The organism is Pseudoalteromonas sp. B131b (assembly GCF_037162545.1).
GTDB classification, from domain to species: Bacteria; Pseudomonadota; Gammaproteobacteria; order Enterobacterales; family Alteromonadaceae; genus Pseudoalteromonas; species Pseudoalteromonas fuliginea.
This window is the reverse complement of sequence record NZ_JARLUZ010000002.1, coordinates 637,531-658,157: the sequence shown is the minus strand read 5'-3', so window position 1 is coordinate 658,157 and position 20,627 is coordinate 637,531. Positions and strand designations below refer to the sequence as shown.

The window sequence follows — 20,627 nt, the reverse complement described above, 5'->3', positions numbered from 1 at the left end:
TTCTGCCTTACACGTCATACCTTGGCTTTTCTTCCGCTACTAAATCCAGCCCTGTACTTGGTTGCTTATATTTAAAACTAGCCGCTTCTTCAAAATAACCTTTTTTATCCATAACTTTGCACTGTTAACCTGTGCAACCTGATATGCCCAATTACTTACTGCAAGTGACTTATCTGAATCACAATTAAAGTAATTACTAAGTTCAGTTGTTAAATGCTGGCTATTAATCACTAAATTTTGTTCTTGCCAGCGTTCGCGGTGAAGTTGCGCAGCTAAAAAGTCACTTTTACTGTTATTACAGGTGCTATGTGCTGCCACAAAGTTATGGCCTAAATCATTTGCGTAGCGGGAAAACGGTATAAAGTGATCAACCTCAATAGCGTTTTTCATTAGCTTTTGGCAATAAAAACAGGTGTTTGATTGCAACTCTACTAAAATAGGTTTGGCTTTAGTGAGTGCGTTACGGTCTACGCCAAATAAAAATTCGTGTAGTTGGCTTTGCGGGCCAATAAGCGCTTGGTTGTGTTTTATACTTTGAATTTTTTGCAGCCATGCGTTTTTTGCTAAATAAACAACTAGGTCGTAAAAACGCCTAAAGCAGCTAGCAATACCTGCATTTAACGTGATGTATGATTGGCCTTTTATATGGGGATACAAAAAACACTCTTCTTTGCCATTTAATTTTTGTAATAACCATAGCGGGCCCTCTTTAATGGTTTTTAATGTTGAGCTGCGTATATTTTTCCAACCTTGGCTCTTTTTTAATTGGCTAATTGAATTTATATTATTTAATTTTGCATCATGAAGCGTAGTTATAATTTTGGCTTGTTTACTGGAGTCGGTATTTTGTAAAAGTAGTTGCTCTGTATTGTTACCAGTTGCGCCAAATGGCGATGCTTGATGCCAATATAAGGTAATAAATTTGTCGACTAATTCATCAAATTTTATTTGTAACTGTGCTTGTGGATCAGCATGATGTTTTTCGATACTAATATCAGCCAGTGCATGTAAAAGCGCAAACTTGTAAGTAGCACTAAAATCACCTTCAACTAATAAGCGCTGAATATATGCAATAAAGTCGAGTTGCTGCATTGACCCACTCATAAAACGTGCATTACTTTTATAAGCGCATTTAGCCACACTTCACTTTCGCGTTCTGGGCGCTTGTCAACACTTTGCCATTGTTTAATCGCTTTTAACTGCGTATGGCTAAGTAAATGCGTTAAAGCATTTTCGTTTAAATCGGTAAATTCACGACCATTATGCACACGCTCTGACTCGCCATATTTAAACGATACATACAAAACACCATTGGGTTTAAGCGCATTTTGTAGGTTTAAAAACACCTGCGGTAACTCAGCTTTTGGAACGTGCAATAAACTAGCGCAGCACCAAATACCGTCGTATTGATTTACACAATTTAGCTGTTGGAATGTTTTAACCGCTACAAGTTGTTGTAAATAACTGCTTGCCAACTCTGCCAGCTCTGGGCTTGCATCAAACGCACTTACAGTGAAACCCTGCGCTTTAAAAAATGCGGCATCGCGTGCACTGCCACAACCGGCATCTAAAATACTCCCGTGTTGTGCAACGTGCGGTAAAAACTCAGCATAAAGCGCCGACATATCAACGTTTAGTGTTGAGTCGCTAAAGGCTTTGGCATTTTGGTTGTAATAAGTAAGTGTGGCGTTTGACACGAGACTCACCGCTCCTTGGCTAATCGTTTAACAGCTAAGGCACTGTTAATACTGCATTCATTATTTGTTCAATCTACAGGAACAAGTGCATTAAATACAGGTTTAATAAGTAGAAATTTTTAAATTAATACGCTGTTATTATTAAGCGCTGATGTGAGTACTAAGCGCGACATAAATCACGCTTAGCACTTTTTACGCGTTTAGTTATTACTTTTTTCTTAGCCAAAAAAGACTCGCGGGAACCGAAATCCATGCCTGTTTACCTAACGACTCAAGGTAAACACCCACCTCTTCTTTACTGCCTGGGCTGTAATATGGTGGCTGTTGTTCTTTTAGTTTTTCTTGCCCGGTGAGTATTTTGGTAAAGTGTTTATTTTGCTGCTGGAGCATTTTTTTGTAATCGTTTGCGGGTTTTGAATCGCCATGCATTACAAAAGCACTTAGCGCACGGCTTGCTGTTGCGTGTAGTTCTTGAAAATCAAAGTCGGCTAATAAAGCCTCTAACTTCTCCCACTCTTTATTTATAATTAGGCAGTTCATTAATAAAAAGCGGTTTGCTTGATTATCGTTTGGGTTTAGCTTTAGTAACTCTTCGAGTTCTGATTGTGCTTTTACGGTATAACCATGCAGTGCGTGTATTTTTGCTCGATGCGCGCGAAGCATCATATAGGGGCGAGTTTCTTGTAGTCCCCAAAAATGCCCTGTGTTGTCTTTAATAAATTGCTTAGTTATAAGCCCACCTTCCATGATTTCTAGCAACATTTGCATTGGCTCAAGTGCTTTTAGCTCTGTATCGGCGAGTACAAGTCCAAGTAATTCATCAAGCTCATCTAATTCATTTGGTTCTTCGTCTAAAAAGCTGTTGTTAAATACAGCCTCATCTTCGTCACTTAAAGTTAGGTCGTTACTAAATCGAAGTTCAAAAATAGCGTCGGCCATAAAATAAACATAATTACGTTTATATTCTTGGGCGTTATATTGGGCAAATTCACCAAATTCTTTTGCTGCTGCTTTTTCACTAGAAAATGCTTTTAAAACGCTGTTTAGGTTATTAAGGGCCTGTTTTTGCTCTGCATCGAGCATGCGTTTATTTATATGTTTAAGCGCCTGTAAAACCCCTTTACAGTAACTTGGTAGAGGCATATTCGGTTTAAGTGAATCACGGTAATCTTGTTTAGATAGGCTACACTTAGCAGGCATTTTTAATTCGTTTTGAATTACTTTTTCCATGCACTGGTTATACAGAGCCATTAAGCTTTCTAAGTATTTTAGTTCAGTCGCATTTTGAACATTAAGATCTCCAAATAGATCTGGTTGCCACTCACTAGGGTTAAGCATTTGTGGTAATACACCCAACCCCATTAAATAACCCTGAATAAAGTAATAATCTGGTTTTTTAGTGCTCAATTCACTGAGTTTTACAACATCGTTACGTATTTTGGTTGGCGACATAACTTGCTCTACTATTCATAAATTTATTTGTAGTGTACCGATTGATAAAGTTAGCAACAATATTTTTTCTTAAGTTTATAAAATAAGTGCAATTGTTAAACTTAAACGCTCAGCTACCTTTCTCTGCTTAGTGAGCTATTTACATTTTTACACAACCCCAGCACTAAAATGCTCAAGCTAGTTTATACTGTATTAAAAACAAACAATAATTAATTGTATTAGAGGCGTAATGAATAAACTAATAACCCTATTTATTTGCTTAATTTTTAACGTGTCGCCTACTGTGTTTGCTTGCGAAAGAACTTTAAGTGTTGCATCGCACGATGCATTTTGGCCGCCATATGTGTTAGGTATTAATGGTGAATTACAAGGCGCAGAGGTAGATGCACTTAACATTATATTTGCCGGCTCGCCTTTTTGTTTTAAGGTTGAATTGCTGCCTAATTCAAAGCGCGCTTTTGTTGAGCTTAAACATGGCCGAATTGATTTAGGCTGGGCGGCTAGCTATACCGATAATCGTGCTAAATATGTTCATTTTAGTGAAAGTTACCGTACGGAGGTAATGCGTTTATACGAAAACAAAAATAACCAGCACAATGTTGATAGCTTAGAAGATATTTTTAAACAAGGCCTTACTGTAGGCGCTAACTTTGGTAGTTATTACGGTGAAAAATTTGAACAATATAAAACAACGTATAAAAAACAAATTGAGTACACCAGCGCAGTGAGCAAGCGCTTCGAAATGCTTAATAAGCAACGTATTGATTTTGCAATTGAAGATGAGCTAGCGAGTGCTTATTTTATTAAACGAAGCTCAAACTTAGCACAGGTTAAAAATATCAAATTTATAAATAAAGACGCAATACATTTAATGCTAAGCAAAGATACGGTGTCGGTTGAAGAGCTTGAAGTAATAAATAAACACATAAAAAACAATCAAACGGCACTTAAGGCGCTATTTGAGTAATGTTTAATTGCCAGCTATAACCGCAAGCGAAATTAATTGGAATGTAATGAAAACTATAATAGTCGTTTTTGCTGTATTACTGTTAAGTACCTTTAATACGCAAGCATGTAATAAAACTTTTGAAGTTGGCACAAATGAAAATTACTGGCCTCCTTATGTTGAGCTAAAAAACGGGGTGTTGTCGGGTATTGAAATTAACGTTATAAAAACGTTGTTTAAAGGCTCCCCTTTTTGCTTGAAATTTAGCGTATTACCTAGCTCTTTACGCGCACAAGAAGAGTTAAAGCAAGGCCGTATAGATATTATGTTTGCGGCAACTAAAACTAAAAAGCGAAGCAAATTTGCGTATTTTAGTCAAAGCTACCGTGACGAGGTTATGCTGCTTTATAAAAATACGCTTTCTCCTAATTTAAGTTCAATTGAACAACTATTTAGCCAAGGCTTTAGTATTGCCGTTAATCGAGGTAGTTATTATGGCGCGCACTTCGAGCAACTTAAAAAAGCATATCCTAAGCAAGTTGTGCTTATTTCGACCGCCGATAAGCGCTTTGAAATGCTCAATAAACAGCGGGTAGATTTTGTGATTGAAGACGCTTTGTCGGGGCTGTTTTTTTAAAACAATCATTAAATATTGAACCGGTTACTAATATGGCATTTTTTAATAAAGCCCCTGTGCATTTAATGCTGAGTAAAAAAACGGTTACGCTTGATGAACTATCGGTTATTAATCAATTAATTCAAAAAAATAAAAAGGCCACAGAACGTATTTACCAAACTTATTAACTGTTTTGAGCTGTAAAATCACTTATCGCTATCTGTTTTTGCTTTAATTTAAAGCGCCTTTTATCTTCCCTTCCTCTTGGCTGATCTGTATAATTCGCCAGCTAATTTACCCTATTGTCTGGTTCTTGTTTGTGGCGTGTTGCTGCAGCGTACTCCTGTCAGTACTTATCTAGGATTACCTTTTTTGATCTCCACCGCAAATATTACGATGCAGTTTGGCGCAGAGCCGTTGTTTGAAAACATTTCAGCTAAATTTGGTAACGGCAACCGTTACGGTTTAATTGGCGCTAACGGTTGCGGCAAGTCGACTTTCATGAAGATTTTAAGCGGGGCGCTTGTGCCAAGCGCGGGTAATGTATCTATTACTCCAGGGTTAAAAGTAGGTAACCTAAGCCAAGACCAGTTTGCCTTTGAAGAGTATAGCGTTGTAGACGCTGTAATTATGGGTGACGTTGAGCTTTGGAAAGTAAAGCAAGAACGCGAACGTATTTACTCTTTGCCAGAAATGAGCGAAGACGATGGTATGAAAGTAGCTGAACTTGAAAGCGTATTTGCTGAAATGGACGGTTACACGGCAGAAAGCCGCGCTGAAGAAATTTTGCTAGAAGCGGGTATCGATAAAGAATTTCATTATGGATTAATGGCAAACGTTGCACCTGGTTGGAAGTTACGTGTGCTTTTAGCACAAGCGTTATTTGCAAACCCAGACATACTACTACTCGATGAGCCTACTAATAACTTGGATATTCATACAATTACGTGGCTTGCCAACGAGCTTAACAAGCGTAAATGTACGATGATTATTATTTCGCATGACCGTCACTTTTTAAACTCTGTATGTACACATATGGCCGATATAGATTATGGCGAGCTGCGTATTTATCCTGGTAACTACGAGAAGTTTTTAGAAGCGGCAGGGCTGCAGCGCGAGCAACTTTTAGCTGAAAATGCTAAAAAGAGCGCTGAAATTGACGAGCTACAAGACTTTGTTAACCGTTTTGGTGCTAATGCTTCAAAAGCAAAACAAGCAAGTTCACGAGCTAAAAAAATGGATAAAATTAAACTTGATGAAGTTAAATCGTCGAGTCGTATGAGTCCATCGCTTTCGTTTGACGAAGGTAAAAAAATGTATCGTCAAGCGCTTGAAGTTAACAAGCTTGGCCATGGTTTTGATGGCGAAAAGTTATTCACTGGCGGCGATCTACTACTAGAAGCTGGCGCTAAGCTTGCTGTTATTGGCGAAAACGGGGTAGGTAAAACTACTTTTTTACGTTGTTTAGTTAACGAGCTTAAAAGTTTAGAGGGCGAAATTAAATGGTCTGAAAATGCGACCTTTGGTTATTGCCCGCAAGACAGCACTAAAGATTTTGATAACGATTTAACCTTGTTTGATTGGATGTCGCAGTGGCGCACAGTTAATCATAACGATTTAATGGTACGCGGCATGCTGGGTCGTTTGTTGTTTACAGCTGACGATTCAAATAAAAAAGCGCGCAACTGTTCGGGTGGTGAAAAAAACCGTTTGTTATTCGGTAAGTTAATGATGCAAGACGTTAACGTACTGGTAATGGACGAACCGACTAACCACATGGATATGGAAGCCATTGAAGCGCTTAACAATGCGCTTAAAGACTTTGAAGGCACGCTAATTTTTGTAAGCCATGACCGTGAGTTTGTATCGTCATTAGCGACGCGTATCATTGATATTAAAGATAAAAAAGTAATCGACTTCCAGGGTACGTTTGACGAATACCTTTCAAGTTGTGAAGAGAAAAAAGCGTAAATTTTTCTCATCACTTTTAAAAACGGTGCTAAATTTAGCGCCGTTTTTTTATGGGTGGTAAATAGTGAATTTGGGCATTTTTGCATAACCCCTGTAGACGCGCAGCTTGCTGGCGTTTAAAACGTAGTTTTTAGGGTATTAAGCAATGAGAAGCCTTGCTTCTCACGTGAGCAAGCTCTACGTCTACAAATCATATTCTGAAACTTGGGTATAAACCCTTTAGACGCACAGCTTGCTGGCGTGTAAAAACGTAGTTTTTAGGGTATTAAGTAATGAGAAGCCTTGCTTCTCACGTGAGCAAGCTCAACGTCTACAAATCATATTCTGAAACCCGGGTATAAACTCTGTAGACGCACAGCTTGCTGGCGTGTAAAAACGTAGTTTTTAGGGTATTATTAAGTAATGAGAAGCCTTGCTTCTCACGTGAGCAAGCTCAACGTCTACAAAACATATTCTGAAACCTGGGTATAAACCCTGTAGACGCACAGCTTGCTGGCGTGTAAAAACGCAGTTTTTAGGGTATTAAGTAATGAGAAGCTACGCTTCTAACGTGAGCAAGCTCAACGTCTACAAATCATATTCTGAAACCTGGGTATAAACCCTGTAGACGCGCAGCTTGCTGGCGTTTAAAACGTAGTTTTTAGGGTATTAATAAGCAATTAGAAGCTCACGTTTACTTCAAGGTACACCATATAACTTGTTGAACAGTGCGTTTTATCTATATTTATAAAAACCCAATAAATTAAAATCTTTATGTATTCATCTAAAAAACTATTAACTGGGCGCTACACCTGCGAAAACCAATTTTACTCTGTCACAATATGTACTAAAAAAAGAACTCAGATATTCAAAAATTTTGAAAGTGCATGTATAGCAATAAGAGGATTGGTTTATATGCAAAACAAGGTAAATACTATTTGCTATACGTTAATGCCAGATCATTTACATTGGTTGTTTCAATTAAAAGATTTACCTCTTAATGATGTTGTGAGGCAATATAAAAGTATTACCACAGTGAATATTAATAAGTTTAATTATTCTAATGGGTCAATTTGGCAGCAAAACTATTTTGAGCATCAACTTAGAACTGAAGAGGATTTAATTAACCAGGCACGTTATATTGTTGCAAACCCTTTACGTGCTAAGCTTGTAAATGAGGTTGGAGAATATCCATTTTGGGACTGTGTATATTTATAATGGCATATTTAAGTAATGAGAAGCTACGCTTCTAACGTGAGCAAGCTCGACGTCTACAAGTCATATTCTGAAACTTGGGTATAAACCCTTTAGACGCACAGCTTGCTGGCGTATAAAAACGTAGTTTTTAGGGTATTAAGTAATGAGAAGCTTTGCTTCTAACGTGAGCAAGCTCTACATCTACAAATCATATTCTGAAACTTGGGTATAACCCCTGTAGACGCACAGCTTGCTGGCGTGTAAAAACGTAGTTTTTAGGATATTAAGTAATTAGAAGCCTTGCTTCTAACGTGAGCAAGCTCTACGTCTACAAAACATATTCTGAAACTTGGGTATAAACCCTGTAGACGCGCAGCTTGCTGGCGTACAAAAACGCAGTTTTTAGGGTATTAAGCAATGAGAAGCCTTGCTTCTAACGTGAGCAAGCTCAACGTCTACAAATCATGTTCTGAAACTTGGGTATAAACCCTGTAGACGCACAGCTTGCTGGCGTTTAAAAACGCAGTTTTTAGGGTATTAAGTAATGAGAAGCCTTGCTTCTCACGTGAGCAAGCTCAACGTCTACAAATATATGTTTGCCACTGCGTTATAAATAAAAAAGGGGAGTAATTAATTACTCCCCCTTTTTTATGTTCATCGCACAGATTATTTAATATCAAACCTGTCGGTATTCATTACTTTTACCCATGCATTTACGAAGTCGTGAACAAAGCGTTCTTTGTTGTCGTCTTGCGCATAGAACTCAGCAAGTGCACGTAAAACCGAGTTTGAGCCAAATACTAAATCAACACGTGTTGCAGTCCATTTAGTTACGCCGCTTGTACGCTCTACAATATTGTACAACCCTTTTTCAGTAGGCTCCCAGCGGTACGCCATATCCGTTAAGTTTGCAAAAAAGTCATTACTTAAAGTGCCGACATTACTTGTAAATACGCCATGCTGACTGCCATTGTGGTTAGTGCCTAACACGCGCATGCCACCAAGTAATACTGACATTTCTGGTGCACTTAAACCCATCAACTGGCTACGCTCTAGTAAAAGCTCTTCCGCGGATACTACATAGTCTTTTTTCAGCCAGTTTCTAAAGCCGTCATGAATGGGTTCAAGCACATCAAACGATTCGGCATCGGTCATTTCGTCTGTTGCGTCCCCTCGTCCTGGCGCGAACGGTACGGTTACATCAACACCAGCGCTTTTAGCTGCTTGTTCTACTGCGGCTGTTCCGCCTAAAACAATTAAGTCGGCGATGCTAACTTGCTTGTTTAAACCTGCTTGTACTTTTTCAAGTGCAGCTAGTACATTTGCTAAACGTGTTGGTTCGTTACCCTGCCAATCTTTTTGTGGTGCAAGACGAATACGTGCGCCATTTGCGCCACCACGGTGATCAGAACCACGATAGGTACGAGCACTGTCCCATGCCGTGCTAATTAAATCAGCAGCGCTAACGCCGCAACTAAGTAATGTTGCTTTTAAATCACTAATTTCGGCGTTTGTGAGTGTGTAGTCAACGGTAGGTACTGGGTCTTGCCAAATAAGATCCTCGCTTGGCACATCGGCACCTAAATAACGTGATTTAGGACCTAAATCGCGGTGAGTTAATTTAAACCAAGCGCGAGCAAATACGTCTGAGAAGTAATCAAAGTCGTTATAAAAACGCTCAATAATTTTACGATACGCTGGATCCATTTTCATGGCCATATCGGCATCAGTCATTATTGGGTTTAAACGAATTGATGGATCTTCTACATCAACAGGCTTGTCTTCTTCTTTAATATTAACCGGTTCCCACTGATGAGCGCCTGCTGGGCTTTTTGTTAATTCCCATTCGTAGCTTAACAGTAGTTTACAGTAGTCGTTATCCCATTTAGTTGGGTGGGTAGTCCATGCCCCTTCAATACCAGAAGTTACTGTATCGCGACCAATACCACGTGTTGTGGTGTTGTTCCAACCAAGACCTTGCTCATGTATATCGGCAGCCTCTGGCTCTGGCCCTAGGTTTTCGGCTTTACCGTTACCATGCGTTTTACCTACGGTATGGCCACCTACGGTAAGTGCTGCTGTTTCTTCATCGTCCATTGCCATACGCGCAAATGTTTCGCGAACTTGTGCTGCGGTTTTAAGTGGATCGGGTACACCATTAACACCTTCTGGGTTAACGTAAATTAAGCCCATTTGTACTGCGGCTAACGGGTTTTCCATGGTGTCTGGCTTGTCTACATTGACGTAGCGTCCGTCGCTTGGTGCGAGCCATTCTTTTTCAGCTCCCCAATATACGTCTTTTTCAGGATGCCAAATATCTTCACGCCCACCTGCAAAGCCAAAGGTTTTTAAACCCATTGATTCGTATGCCATGTTGCCCGCTAAAATAATTAAGTCGGCCCATGAAAGTTTATTGCCGTATTTTTTCTTAATTGGCCATAATAAACGACGCGCTTTATCGAGATTGCCATTATCAGGCCATGAATTTAGCGGAGCAAAACGCTGATTAGCTGTACCGCCACCACCACGCCCGTCAGCTAGTCTGTATGATCCTGCTGAGTGCCATGCCATGCGAATCATTAAACCACCGTAATGGCCCCAATCGGCTGGCCACCACTGCTGGCTTTGCGTCATTAAGTGTTTTAAATCGGTTTTTAAGGCTTCTAAATCTAGTGTTTTAAATGCTTCAGCGTAGTTGAAATCGCTGTCATATGGAGTCGTTTTTGTATCGTGTTGATGAAGTATGTCTAAGTTAAGGGCGTTTGGCCACCAATCGGTATTTGGATTAGACGTTTTAGTATTACTACCATGCATGACCGGACATTGGCCTGCTTTAGGGTTGCTCATTCTGAAATCCTTATAGTACAAAAGTAACGGTTATTTTATTTAGTTGGTTTATGACTTAGTACACCTGCCTAAATACTTATGTGCATTTAATATAGGCTTATAAATTATGCTATACCAGCACCGAACGGCTGTTTAAAACGATTGTTGTCATTTATAATTTTGATGGATAGTTAGTTGTGTATATTTTTTACTGCACTTTGTAATTGTATTTAAAATACGAGATTAAAATATTTATCTTAACTTTTTTAGAAGACCTGTGATCGCACTGAAAAATTTCGGCGTATTGGTCAGTGAAGGGCTCAAAAGTGGCTTTGATTTACTCAAGCGCACATTGGAATATCCCCCTTCACCATGAAATTATAGTTATAACAATAAAGGTGTATTACTTAAGCCCAATACACCTTTACTTTATAAACCAGATACCTTGTGTATCTTCTTATTTTAACTAACTGAATTGAGTTAAGTAATTGTTCAGCTAAATTCAGTTAGTATGCAATTTATCTCCTGTATTTCCCTGCAACTTTTGTTGTTTTAGCAGTTTTGGCCAGTTCATCTTGAACTGGCTTTTTTTGTAAAATTTTTGGCTTCACTAGCTTTGTGCCTTTTAGCTGTGCGTGTTAAAGTTACACTCGTAATTAATTTAACTAGGCATACCAATGCGTTATTACATATCCTTACTTTTTGTTTGTTTTACATTTTTTTGGCTACTGTGAACGCAGCAGAACAAAGGCCAGAAGTGCTCACTGCGCAAGAACAACAACATGCCCTTAGCCAACTAAAGGAGCCTATGTATAAACCACTTTTAGAACGCTACGTTTTAGATGAACTAAAAGCAGTACGACAAGATCAACAAAAGCTACGTGAAGATGTAACTAAACAAGTTACCCACGCCCAACTAGATACCGCTGATCGTGCGCTCACATACACAACCGATACCATTAATAATGTGTTTTTTATTATTACTGCCACGGCATCTATTTTGGTTTTAGTGGGTTGGAACTCGCTACGTGATGTTAAAAATAAAGTAGAAGATATTGTAAATACACGCGTAAGTGTAATTACGGATGAATACGAAGACAGATTAAAAATTCTTGAAGAAAAACTGCGTGTACGCTCTGAAGAAATACTCAGTAACCAAGAACGTATATCGGTTACCAACGAGGTTCATTCGCTATGGATGCGCGCCAATTTAGAAAGTGATTTTGCAAATAAAATTGAAATATTTGATGAAATTTTAAAACGTAAACCAGAAGATGTAGAAGCAATAGCTTATAAAGCTGACGCACTACTGGAAATTAACGAAACAGCGCAAGCAATTGAACTATGCAATCAAGCCATTGATATAGATAGTGATTATGGCTACGCATACTGGCAAAGAGCCTGTGCTTTTGCCCTAATACATGAGCATGCAGATGCCCTAGCCGATATTAAAATGGCACTAGATTACTCGCCTAATTTACGTAATGAACTATTACACGAAAGTGCATTTGCAAGCTTACACGATAACGAGAGCTTTAATACAATTGTGGCTGGTGAAGCGTCTGGAATACAATTAAATTTATAGTATGCTGCATGCAGTGCATTTTAACGTTTAAAATATAAATCTATTGCTTTAGCGAGCAGCTCGTCGAGCTGCTCTTCAAAATTATCTATATCAATATCAAAATGATTTAAGTACGCCTTAGCTTGTACTTGCGATAAGTTACGGCTATTTACACTGTATTGACGCTCATCTTTTTGTTTATCGTAACGAGGTAAAAAGACAAACAAGCCGTAATAAGGCGATTTAATATGCTTGTTAGCAAAACGGCAAAAATCTTCTATATGGTTAGCACCATCAGGCCCTAAGCAGCCTGGCTCAACTCGGTACATTAAGCGAATTTTTCTTTCGTCACTTATTTGCATAACAGTCCTTTAACGGAAAAATAAGACGCGTATTATTTTGCCGTCTTTAATTTGATAGCTCGAAATTAACTCTGAACGTTTATCTACAACGTTTTTATCAGTGGAGCATGTTTCTGATAACTCATGATCTATTACTATGTCACCGTGCACTATGCGCTTAATTGGCGATGAGTGAATACATTTGAGCTTTTTAAACATTAGCCCATAACGTGCGATTAGTTTTTCTTTACCTTTAAATAATAGCTCATTTGGGAAAATATAAAACTCTACATCTTCAGAGTACACGCGAATAAACTCTTCAATGTTACGTGCGTTGTAAGCGTTGACCAATTGCTCAACCACGGCAAGTGACTCACGTGACTGCTTTGCCTTAGTTTGCTGCTTAGTAGTAAGAGCCTCTTTAGCTTGCGTAACTGCTTTTTCAGCCTCGGCAACAGCCACTGCTTTCTCTACTTTATTTTTTGGCTTTTCTACTGGCTGTGGTGCTTCGTTACCGAATACTTTTGAATCATCTGTTTTAGCGGTGTCGATTACCGGTTTTTTAAGTTCGGGCGCTTTGTATTCAAGAGTATTAATTTTATCGTTAGTTTCTATTTCAGTTGCAAAGTTATCTGTGTTGGTATTTTTTGAGACTGAGTCACCTTTATTTGTAACAACTTGCTCTGCACTTTTGAGTTTTGGCTCGGTTACTTCAGGTTGTTGATCTGAGGCATAACTAATCAATGCAACTGTGGTGATTAATGAAGCTAAAATAATTGATAACGGTTTCATAACTTTCCTAATATGAACACTAAACGCGTAATGTGGTGCAACATAACAAATTTTAGAGTTTGCGGGTAGTCATTCAGCCACTTACCAGTACTGTTCGACTGTTATATGTCCAGGCTCTCTGCGCCTGTTACGCTTAAAGCTTTTCCCTATAAGAAGTTCGGTTGTGTCTTTTACCATTTGTGGATTGCCACAAATCATAAATTGGGCATTATTTGGTGCTGGATCTAACTTTACTTTATCAAATAGGCGACTACTTTGAATTGCATCAGTAATACGCCCATGTAAGCCCTCTAACGGCTCTTCTCGGCTCACAACAGGTATATAATTAAGTTGTGCTGGGTAAGCTTTTAAAAGCTCATTTATAAGCGGCTGGTAACTTAAATCACTATTAAAACGTACGCCATGCACTAAGTTTATATGCTGATACTTTTGCCATACCTCAGATTGTTGCAATATTGATAAAAATGGTCCGATTGCTGTGCCAGTGCCTAACATCCACAGCTGCTCACTTTGTGGAATTTCGTCAAGCGTAAAAAAACCTGTTGCACGGCGCTCAATTAATACGTTGTCGCCTGGCTGTAGTTTTGCTAAGCGCGGTGATAAAAGCCCGTCAGCTACGTTGATAAGATAAAACTCTAGAGCTGAGCTATCGGGTGAATTAACGTATGAATATGCACGCGCAATGCGTTTATCATCCTCAATTATTGAAAGCTTAGTAAACTGCCCTGCTTTAAATGGCTCTACATCGGCATTAACCGTTAAGCTAAAAAGCGTTTCGTTCCACCATGTTACTTTTTTTACAGTTGCATCAACCCAGTTAGACATATTTAACTCCACAATTTAGCGGTTAATCCAGTAAATTATAAAAATGTATGTGCTTTAAACACTAACATTAACTAGGTAATAGTTATACAAAGCGCTGATGATTTTTATACAAAACAATATGCACCTTGTAGACGTGCAGCTTGCTGGCGTTTAAAAGCAACACTTTTAGAATGATAGCTTGAGTATGTTAAGTAATGAGAAGCTGCGCTTCTTACGTGAGCAAGCTCTACGTCTACAACAATAAGCCAAGCTTCCTCTGTAGACGCGCAGCTTGCTGGCGTTTAAAGCAAGGCTTTTAGAGTGATAGCTTGAGTACGTTAAGTAATGAGAAGCTGCGCTTCTAACGTGAGCAAGCTCTACGTCTACAACAATAAGCCAAGTTTACCTTGTAGACGCGCAGCTTGCTGGCGTTTAAAAGCAAAGCTTTTAATGTGATAGCTTGAGTATATTAAGTAATGAGAAGCTGCGCTTCTAACGTGAGCAAGCTCTACGTCTACCACACCAAGCCAAATTTACCTTGTAGACGCGCAGCTTGCTGGCGTTTAAAAGCAGCGCTTTTAGAGTGATAGCTTCTAACGTGAGCAAGCTCTACGTCTACAGCACCAAGCCAAATTTACCTTGTAGACGCGCATAAAAAAAGCCGCATTAGATGCGGCTTTGGAGGTTAGTCTCACTTCACTTTGGGCGTGTCTCCAAAACTTAGTGAATACGTTACCAAGGAACTGTTATGTATTATTTAAGCTATTGACTCTAATGCAATTTTAACCATTTCGTTAAACGTGCTTTGACGCTCATCAGCAGGTGTTGCTTCACCAGTAATTACGTGGTCGCTTACTGTAAATAATGCCATTGCGTTTGCGCCGTATTCAGCTGCAACGCCATATAAACCCGCCGTTTCCATATCTACTGCTAGCATGCCTAACTTGTCTAAATCTTTATAGAACGAGTCGTCTGCTTGATAGAAAGTGTCGGTTGTAAATACGTTACCTACTTTTGCTTCAATTCCTAGCTCTTTTGCAGCGTTTACGCCGTTTAAAAGTAAATCAAAGTTAGCAATAGCAGCAAAATCGTAGCCACGTACACGTGCACGATTTACGTTAGAATCTGTGCTTGCACCTTGTGCAAAAATTACGTCACGGATTTTGATATCTGTGCCAATACCGCCACACGTACCAATACGTATAATATTTTTAACGCCAAAGCTTACAATTAGCTCACGAGCATAAATAGACATTGATGGAATGCCCATACCTGAACCCATGATGCTTACTGGCTTACCTTTGTAAGTACCAGTGAAACCGTACATGTTACGAACGCCTGTAACTTGTACTGCATCATCTAAAAAGTTTTCAGCAATATATTGCGCACGTAGCGGATCGCCTGGCATTAATACTGTTTCGGCGAAATCACCAACGTTTGCACTGATATGCGGAGTACTCATTAATTGTTTTCCTTTTTATTTGGCGTTGTTAGCTCATTTAAAAAGCTGTCGCCGTAATCAAGTGCAGGTAAACTAAACCACTTTGCTAGGGTTTGGCCTATATCTGCAAAACTGTTGCGTTCACCTAATGGTGTATTACTCATACCTGGTTTATATGCAATAACAGGTACGTATTCACGAGTATGCTCAGAACCTGGAAAGGTCGGGTCACAACCGTGATCTGCAGTGATCATTAATATGTCATCTGCGTTTAACTGATTTAGTATAGTTGGTAAATAGTCATCAAACTCTTTTAATGCTTTTGCGTAACCTACTGGGTTACGGCGATGACCAAATTTTTCATCAAAATCAACTAGGTTAGTAAAAATTAAGCTGCGATCTGGCGCGCTTTTCATTACTTCGCTGGTTTTTTCTAGCAAGTTCATAAGCCCAGGTGCTTTATGCTTTTGGGTTATGCCCTGATGCGCGTAAATATCTGAAATTTTACCAATACTAATTACTTCGCCGCCGTCTTTTGCTAACACGTCTAGCAATGTGGGTGCTGGCGGAAGCACTGAATAGTCGCGACGATTACCCGTTCGAGCAAAGTCTTGGCTATTTGAACCCAAAAATGGCCGCGCAATCACTCGTCCTATATTCATTTCATCAAGTAGCGCCCGTGCGATTTCGCAAACTTGATAAAGCTTCTCTAGGCCGAATGATTTTTCATGCGCGGCTATTTGAAACACGCTATCAGCTGAGGTGTAACAGATTGGTTTACCTGTTTTTACGTGTTCTTCACCTAGCTGTTCTAAAATGGTCGTTCCCGATGCATGGCAGTTGCCTAAAATACCAGGAATACCTGTGCGAGCTATAAACTCGTCAATAAACTCTTGTGGAAAACTCGGCTGTGTTTTTGGAAAATATCCCCAATCAAACAACACAGGTACGCCTGCCATTTCCCAATGACCTGATGGTGTATCTTTTCCGCTAGAAAGTTCTTTAGCGTAACCCCATGCACCTTGTGGTGTTTGGCGATCAGATATTAAACAGGTTTCTCCACCTGCAGCTTCACATGCGTCTATTAATCCTAATTTAGATAAATTAGGAAGCGACAGTGCACTGCCAGTTTCGTCGTAATATGCTTTTAGTAAGTGAGCAAATGTGTTAGCGCCAAGATCACCAAATTTATCTGCATCTGGTGCTGCGCCGATTCCTAGGCTATCTGCCATTAAGATGATTGCTTTTGCCATTTTGACCTCACTTTGTTTCTAGGTGGTTACTTTATCCGCTCTTTGAATTTTCCGTACAGGACAAAAGTCCTGTTTCATAAAACCTAAACATTATAAATTTGCATTCTTGAGCGAAGCAAAAGAGATTAATCGTGTCTTTTTTGCTATTGTGATCTACCAACAATATATCCTTCTGTGTGGGTGAGAACTTTAGTGACACGAACTACTATTATAGCTATTGCAGGCGCGTCTGCGTCGGGCAAATCTCTTTTTAGCCAAACTATATACAATGAATTGGTTAACGAGCTTGAACCAGGCGCTATCGCCATTATTGAAGAAGATGCTTATTACAAGGATCAGTCGCATTTGCCGATGGCTCATCGTACGCAAACGAACTACGACCATCCTGATGCATTTGAACATGCGTTGATGCTTGAGCATTTAACGCAACTTCGTTGTGGTAACTCAGTTGAAGTACCAACCTATGACTATGCACAGCATACACGCAGCGAAAAAACTCGCCGAGTGCCTGCTGCAAAAATACTCATTGTTGAAGGTATTTTATTATTGAGTGACAAAGCGCTTAATAAAGAATTTGATATTAAGGTGTTTATAGATACACCTTTAGATATTTGCTTAATGCGCCGTATGCAGCGTGATATGGAACAACGAGGCAGAACTTTACAATCTGTTGTTGAGCAATATCAAGCAACTGTTAGACCGATGTTTTATCAATTTATTGAGCCTTCGAAACATAACGCCGATTTAGTTGTGACTCGAGGCGGTATGAACCGTGTTGCGATTGATATAATTAAAAGTAAGATAAAATATTTACTACAAGAATAACAACGGGAAACATTTGTATGACAACATTTATGAGCTTAGTTGGCATGTGCGTGCTGCTAAGCATTGCCTTTGCTGCGTCAACTAATCGCAAGGCAATTAATTTAAGAACCGTTGGCATAGCATTTGCGATGCAAATTGTTATTGGCGGTTTTGTTCTGTTTTTTGAAGCAGGAAAAAATGTATTAACGAGCATGTCAGCGGCCGTTTCATCGGTAATTGGTTATGCGAATGATGGTATTGGATTTTTATTTGGTCCACTTGCCTCACAAGATACATTAGGTTTTATTTTTGCAATTCAAGTTTTGCCCGTTATCGTGTTTTTCTCAGCATTAGTTGCTGTGCTATATCACCTTGGCATTATGGATTGGATTATTAAGATATTAGGCGGTGGTTTACAAAAATTATTGAAAACCTCACGTACTGAATCACTTTCAGCAACGGCGAATATTTTTGTTGGCCAAACTGAAGCCCCTCTTATTGTTAAACCGTTTATTGCAACGATGACTAAATCGGAATTATTTGCAGTTATGGTAGGTGGCTTAGCCACGGTAGCAGGCTCTGTAATGGCCGGTTACGTTATTATTGGTATTGAGCTTAAGTATTTAATAGCAGCGAGCTTTATGGCAGCTCCAGGTGGTTTTTTAATGGCCAAGATGATTGTGCCAGAAACTGAAACGCCTAAAGATAACTTAGCTGATTTAGATTTAGATGATGAAGATAAGCCAGTAAATGTAATTGATGCAGCTGCATCAGGTGCGGCAAACGGCATGCATTTAGCACTTAATGTAGGTGCAATGTTACTTGCTTTTGTAGCGCTAATTGCACTGTTAAACGGTTTATTAGGCGGTATTGGCGGGTGGTTTGATTACCCAACATTAACGCTTCAAGAAATATTAGGTTATGTATTTGCTCCTGTTGCATGGTTACTAGGTGTGCCATGGGATGAAGCAATTATAGCCGGCAGCTTTATTGGTCAAAAGATAGTAGTGAACGAGTTTGTTGCTTACTTGGACTTTATAAATTATCGCGATACGTTAAGCGCACACACACAAGCAATTGTTACTTTTGCTTTATGTGGGTTTGCTAACTTATCATCGATAGCCATTTTACTAGGTGGATTAGGCGGTATGGCGCCTAGTCGGCGAAAGGATATCGCGCGCTTAGGGCTCAGAGCAGTGTTAGCAGGATCTATGGCTAACCTTATGAGCGCAGCAATTGCTGGGTTTTTCCTCTCGCTAGCTTAGAAACTTATTGAGATGAAACCGGTGTTGCAAAACAAGAAGATAGCTGCTTTAAGGGGTTAAAGTACTATCTAACTTGAACGATACTTCACCAAGGGCCGCAAGGCCCTTTTATCGTTTTAGTACTTTATATTTCAAGTTATCAGTCCTTTAATACTTCATACCAAGTTCAATTGGCATAAAAATTATGCGGGTTAAATCATTTTAGAATGTCGTTACACAGCCTCCTAGGCTGATTGCTACAACGTGAAAACATAACTCAGCACACAATTTATATTTATACTCAAATTTAAATAAACCAATATCTTAGTCACTAATTTTTATGATTAATTTTTTGTATTTTCAATATTTTAAGCCACACTTATATCACTATATTTAACTGAATGACGATTCGCTATTGTGAAATATATTATTTATTTTCTTTTTTTATTTACTCTGTGCATATTCAAGCAACAGAAACACTGCTTGTTGTTACAGAATTAGCACCACCGAATCAGGTATTGGTTGATGGTGAAGTAACAGGAGAAGGCACTCAATTAATTCGAGATATATTTGCAGAGGCTAAGCTAACACCTAATATACAAATGTATCCTTGGGCCCGTGCTTATAAGTTAGCAACCGAGCAAAGCAACGTTTTTATTTACAGCCTAGCAAGAACACCAGAGCGAGAAGAACAATTTTATTGGATTGCACAAGTGGGACGATTTGATTTGGGGTTTATAGCTCTCTCAGAGCGCACTGATATAGTTATTGAAGGTACCGAGCAAGCTAAAAACTACAAAATAGCGATGCAACGTAATGACTTCTCTACACAGACTCTTTTAAAACTAGGTTTTGAAGCAGTATTCACTAGCGACATTCAAAAGTCATATGATTTATTGCTCGCTAAAAAAGTAGACTTAGTTGTAGACGATCCACTTTATATGCAACAGCTAAGTGATTATTTAAAACTTGAACCCAACCATTTAAAGTTTGTATATAGAATAAACGAACTCACTGTAGGCGCTTACTTAGCAGCGAATAAAAAAGCAGACGTTAATGTTGTTAATGCACTTCAGAAGGCGTTCACTGAAATGGAAAAAACAAGTGCGTTACCTTATGGAATTCAGGGTAATTAATTTCTATATGGGATCTATTTAACGTTAAGAAAATTACGCTAGAACTAGGCAAAAATTTTTGTATCTAGTTGTTCTAAATAAAAAATTTTTAACGACGTTATAATGCAGTTTAATTCGTTAAATTGCTCAAAGATTTATACAGGTTGGTATAGTGAGTAAATAAGTGGAGTTGATCTAATCTAATAAACGCAGGTAACTTTCATCAAAATTTAGACACAAAAAAAGCGCCTTAAGCGCTTTTTTTCATTTTACTTAAAAAGTAAAATTATACAGCTGTGATGTTATCAGCTTGTGGACCTTTTTGACCTTGTGAAAGAGTGAACTCTACACGTTGGCCTTCAGCTAAAGTTTTGAAACCTTCGCTTTTGATTGCTGAGAAATGTGCGAAAACGTCTGGGCCATTTTCTTGCTCGATGAAACCAAAACCTTTAGACTCGTTGAACCACTTAACTGTACCTGATACGATGTTAGACATTGTAATATCCTGATATAAAATAAAAAATATGCTCATAAGAGCGGGTGTAGCAAAAAATGAGATGGTACTTTAAAAACTTCAGGACGGTA

19 protein-coding genes are annotated in these 20,627 nt (G+C 38.9%); 9 read left to right on the top strand and 10 right to left on the bottom strand.

What is annotated here, in order from left to right; all coding sequences use genetic code 11:
• Positions 1 to 39: 39 nt before the first annotated feature.
• From P4S65_RS20875 to P4S65_RS20865, 3 genes are all read right to left on the bottom strand, one after another.
• Positions 40 to 1,104, bottom strand: a complete 1,065-nt coding sequence (locus tag P4S65_RS20875; protein ID WP_337121107.1) for an HNH endonuclease — start codon at positions 1,102 to 1,104, stop codon at positions 40 to 42.
• Positions 1,101 to 1,697, bottom strand: a complete 597-nt coding sequence (locus P4S65_RS20870; protein ID WP_337121106.1) for a class I SAM-dependent methyltransferase — start codon at positions 1,695 to 1,697, stop codon at positions 1,101 to 1,103. The genes P4S65_RS20875 and P4S65_RS20870 overlap by 4 nt, the downstream gene beginning before the upstream one ends.
• Before the next feature lie 207 nt (positions 1,698 to 1,904).
• Entirely contained in the window at positions 1,905 to 3,149 is a 1,245-nt protein-coding gene (locus P4S65_RS20865; RefSeq protein ID WP_096794215.1) for a UPF0149 family protein, read from the bottom strand.
• Between the two features lie 229 nt (positions 3,150 to 3,378).
• Here P4S65_RS20865 and P4S65_RS20860 point away from each other — a divergent pair, with 229 nt between their 5' ends.
• The 5 genes from P4S65_RS20860 to P4S65_RS20840 all read left to right on the top strand — a co-directional run bounded on the left by P4S65_RS20860 (position 3,379) and on the right by P4S65_RS20840 (position 7,879).
• Complete coding sequence (locus tag P4S65_RS20860) at positions 3,379 to 4,116, top strand: substrate-binding periplasmic protein (RefSeq protein ID WP_337121105.1); 738 nt, start codon at positions 3,379 to 3,381, stop codon at positions 4,114 to 4,116.
• Between the two features lie 46 nt (positions 4,117 to 4,162).
• The gene (locus P4S65_RS20855) at positions 4,163 to 4,732 is read left to right on the top strand and encodes a substrate-binding periplasmic protein (protein WP_337121104.1); all 570 of its coding nucleotides are present in this window, start codon (positions 4,163 to 4,165) and stop codon (positions 4,730 to 4,732) included.
• A 32-nt stretch (positions 4,733 to 4,764) separates the two neighbouring features.
• Positions 4,765 to 4,899: a hypothetical protein gene (locus tag P4S65_RS20850; RefSeq protein WP_337121103.1), complete on the top strand. Its 135-nt coding sequence runs from the start codon at positions 4,765 to 4,767 to the stop codon at positions 4,897 to 4,899.
• Between the two features lie 184 nt (positions 4,900 to 5,083).
• Positions 5,084 to 6,682 (top strand): ABC-F family ATPase, encoded by a 1,599-nt coding sequence (locus P4S65_RS20845; RefSeq protein ID WP_081824564.1) that lies wholly within the window; start codon positions 5,084 to 5,086, stop codon positions 6,680 to 6,682.
• Between the two features lie 753 nt (positions 6,683 to 7,435).
• Positions 7,436 to 7,879 carry an REP-associated tyrosine transposase gene (locus tag P4S65_RS20840; RefSeq protein ID WP_083503362.1) on the top strand — a complete coding sequence of 148 codons (444 nt, stop codon included), beginning with the start codon at positions 7,436 to 7,438 and terminating at the stop codon, positions 7,877 to 7,879.
• A 645-nt stretch (positions 7,880 to 8,524) separates the two neighbouring features.
• On the opposite strand, the gene katG is transcribed toward P4S65_RS20840, so the two are convergent.
• Positions 8,525 to 10,705: a catalase/peroxidase HPI gene (gene katG, locus P4S65_RS20835; RefSeq protein WP_337121102.1), complete on the bottom strand. Its 2,181-nt coding sequence runs from the start codon at positions 10,703 to 10,705 to the stop codon at positions 8,525 to 8,527.
• 709 nt (positions 10,706 to 11,414) lie between these two features.
• On the opposite strand from katG, the gene P4S65_RS20830 reads away from it, so the two are divergent.
• Positions 11,415 to 12,269 (top strand): tetratricopeptide repeat protein, encoded by an 855-nt coding sequence (locus P4S65_RS20830; RefSeq protein ID WP_007379037.1) that lies wholly within the window; start codon positions 11,415 to 11,417, stop codon positions 12,267 to 12,269.
• Between the two features lie 20 nt (positions 12,270 to 12,289).
• On the opposite strand, the gene P4S65_RS20825 is transcribed toward P4S65_RS20830, so the two are convergent.
• The 5 genes from P4S65_RS20825 to P4S65_RS20805 all read right to left on the bottom strand — a co-directional run bounded on the left by P4S65_RS20825 (position 12,290) and on the right by P4S65_RS20805 (position 16,879).
• Positions 12,290 to 12,610: a hypothetical protein gene (locus P4S65_RS20825; RefSeq protein WP_007379036.1), complete on the bottom strand. Its 321-nt coding sequence runs from the start codon at positions 12,608 to 12,610 to the stop codon at positions 12,290 to 12,292.
• Positions 12,611 to 12,619: 9 nt separating this feature from the next.
• Positions 12,620 to 13,381 carry a nuclear transport factor 2 family protein gene (locus tag P4S65_RS20820; RefSeq protein ID WP_033037960.1) on the bottom strand — a complete coding sequence of 254 codons (762 nt, stop codon included), beginning with the start codon at positions 13,379 to 13,381 and terminating at the stop codon, positions 12,620 to 12,622.
• Between the two features lie 81 nt (positions 13,382 to 13,462).
• Entirely contained in the window at positions 13,463 to 14,206 is a 744-nt protein-coding gene (locus P4S65_RS20815; protein ID WP_007379034.1) for a ferredoxin--NADP reductase, read from the bottom strand.
• Positions 14,207 to 14,942: 736 nt separating this feature from the next.
• Entirely contained in the window at positions 14,943 to 15,647 is a 705-nt protein-coding gene (gene deoD / locus P4S65_RS20810; protein WP_024596283.1) for a purine-nucleoside phosphorylase, read from the bottom strand.
• The gene (locus tag P4S65_RS20805; protein ID WP_337121101.1) at positions 15,647 to 16,879 is read right to left on the bottom strand and encodes a phosphopentomutase; all 1,233 of its coding nucleotides are present in this window, start codon (positions 16,877 to 16,879) and stop codon (positions 15,647 to 15,649) included. Before P4S65_RS20805 ends, deoD begins: the two co-directional genes overlap by 1 nt.
• A gap of 192 nt (positions 16,880 to 17,071) precedes the next feature.
• On the opposite strand from P4S65_RS20805, the gene udk reads away from it, so the two are divergent.
• The 3 genes from udk to P4S65_RS20790 all read left to right on the top strand — a co-directional run bounded on the left by udk (position 17,072) and on the right by P4S65_RS20790 (position 20,063).
• Complete coding sequence (udk, locus tag P4S65_RS20800; RefSeq protein ID WP_007376640.1) at positions 17,072 to 17,704, top strand: uridine kinase; 633 nt, start codon at positions 17,072 to 17,074, stop codon at positions 17,702 to 17,704.
• Between the two features lie 17 nt (positions 17,705 to 17,721).
• A complete protein-coding gene (locus P4S65_RS20795; protein ID WP_007376641.1) occupies positions 17,722 to 18,948 on the top strand; it encodes a NupC/NupG family nucleoside CNT transporter in 1,227 nt (408 codons plus the stop codon).
• Positions 18,949 to 19,382: 434 nt separating this feature from the next.
• On the top strand, positions 19,383 to 20,063 hold the full coding sequence (locus tag P4S65_RS20790) for a substrate-binding periplasmic protein (RefSeq protein ID WP_149606792.1): 681 nt from the start codon (positions 19,383 to 19,385) through the stop codon (positions 20,061 to 20,063).
• Between the two features lie 265 nt (positions 20,064 to 20,328).
• Here the strand turns inward: P4S65_RS20790 and P4S65_RS20785 are convergent, their stop codons facing one another.
• Positions 20,329 to 20,538 carry a cold-shock protein gene (locus P4S65_RS20785; protein ID WP_002959120.1) on the bottom strand — a complete coding sequence of 70 codons (210 nt, stop codon included), beginning with the start codon at positions 20,536 to 20,538 and terminating at the stop codon, positions 20,329 to 20,331.
• Positions 20,539 to 20,627: the final 89 nt, after the last annotated feature.